The sequence below is a fragment of the Nguyenibacter vanlangensis genome (assembly GCF_013376155.1).
GTDB lineage: Bacteria > Pseudomonadota > Alphaproteobacteria > Acetobacterales > Acetobacteraceae > Gluconacetobacter > Gluconacetobacter vanlangensis.
The window spans coordinates 1-1,268 of the sequence record NZ_JABXXP010000771.1 but is presented as its reverse complement, the minus strand read 5'-3'; the positions used below and the strand labels follow the sequence as shown (position 1 = coordinate 1,268).

Genomic DNA, 1,268 nt, shown 5'->3' with positions numbered 1-1,268 from the left:
GCAGCGGCGCGATGCGCGGCTGATGGCGCTGGCGCCCGCGCTGGCGGTGGGGCAGTTGCTGGCGCTGGGCTTTTCCTTCGCCTGCCTGGTCGATGCGGCGATCAGCGACGATTTTTCGGTGCAGAACGTGGCGGCCAACAGCGCGGTCGCCAAGCCGCTGCTGTACAAGATCACCGGCGTGTGGGGGAACCATGAGGGGTCGATCCTGCTCTGGGCCCTGATCCTGGGGATCTGCGGCGGGGCGGTCGCCCTGTTCGGGCGCAACCTGCCGTCGGCCCTGCGGGCGCGGGTGATCGCGGTGCTGGGCGGGGTGTCGGCGGGGTTCCAGCTTTTCTGCCTGACGACGTCCAATCCGTTCGACCGGGTCTGGCCGGCGCCGCTGGACGGCCAGGGGATGAACCCGCTGCTGCAGGACCCCGGCCTGGCGTTCCATCCGCCGATTCTCTACACCGGCTATGTCGGGTTCGCCGTGCCCTTCGCCTTCGCCGTCGCGGCCCTGATCGAGGGGCGGGTGGATGCCGCGTGGGGACGCTGGGTGCGGCCCTGGGCGGTGGCGGCCTGGTGCTTCCTGACCTGCGGCATCGCGCTGGGGTCGTGGTGGTCGTACTACGTGCTGGGCTGGGGCGGGTACTGGTTCTGGGACCCGGTGGAGAACGCGTCGCTGATCCCGTGGCTGACGGGCACCGCGCTGGTGCATTCGGCCATCGTGGTCGAGAAGCGCGAGGCGCTGAAGATCTGGACCGTGCTGCTGGCGATCGGCACCTTCTCGTTCTCGCTGTCCGGCACGTTCCTGGTGCGGTCGGGCATCCTGAATTCGGTCCATGCCTTTGCCAACGACCCGGCGCGCGGGGTGTTCATCCTGGGGCTGCTGGCGCTGGTGATCGGCGGGTCGCTGCTGCTGTTCGCCGTGCGGGCGCCGTCGCTGGTCGCGGGCGGGCTGTTCGCCCCCGTCTCGCGCGAGGGGCTGCTGGTGGTGAACAACATCCTGCTCTGCTCGATCTGCGCGGTGGTGCTGACGGGGACGATGTATCCGCCCTTCATGTCGCTGCTGTTCGGCAGGACGATTTCGGTCGGCAAGCCGTTCTTCGACGCCACGACGGTGCCGCTGACGATCCCGCTTCTGGCCTTCATGGGGTTCGGCCCGATGATGCCGTGGAAGCGCGCGCAGCTCTGGCCGGTCCTGCGGCGGCTGTGGTGGGCGGGCGTGGCGATGCTGGCCGCGTTCGTCCTGCTGGCCTGGCGGATCGGCGACGTGCTGCCGCTGCTGG

Annotated in this window: 1 protein-coding gene; it reads left to right on the top strand. The window is 70.0% G+C overall.

Annotated features, from left to right (window positions below; genetic code table 11):
• The coding region (locus HUK84_RS18885; protein ID WP_176641596.1) for a heme lyase CcmF/NrfE family subunit at nt 1-1,268 on the top strand (1,268 nt) is incomplete at both ends.